Annotated in this window: 1 protein-coding gene; it reads left to right on the top strand. The window is 66.3% G+C overall.

From position 1 onward, the window contains the following. The coding region (locus SB764_RS38720; protein WP_410866566.1) for a hypothetical protein at positions 1-368 on the top strand (368 nt) is incomplete at both ends.

Genomic DNA, 368 nt, shown 5'->3' with positions numbered 1-368 from the left:
AGGCGGCAATGCCGTGGCACTGGCCGGGCAAAGCGCCTGGGTCGCCGGTTTCATGGCGCTCGACCGACGGAAGATCGAGCGGTGGGCGCTGCTGCCGCCGGCGATCTGGCTGGCCGGCGTCTTCCTGCCATGGGTCGGCGGCGACTACGGCAACCGCGTCATCCTCTATAATCTGGCCTCGGCCACGGGTGCGACCGCGCTCGCCATGGCGGTTGCCACCGGCAACATGCGCCAGGAAAGAACGCGCAACAAGCTGGCAGCCGTCTTCGTCATCCAGGGCGTGTTCTGCTTTGCCGTTGCACTGATGATGGCGCTGACCTTGCCAACCGATGCTCAGGCCACCAATTACGGCGGCGTGGCAGCAATGG

This window comes from Paraburkholderia sp. SIMBA_027, from assembly GCF_046535315.1.
Classification (GTDB): domain Bacteria; phylum Pseudomonadota; class Gammaproteobacteria; order Burkholderiales; family Burkholderiaceae; genus Paraburkholderia; species Paraburkholderia tropica.
Note: the sequence above shows the minus strand (reverse complement) of the source record. Positions and strands in the feature narration are given on the sequence as shown.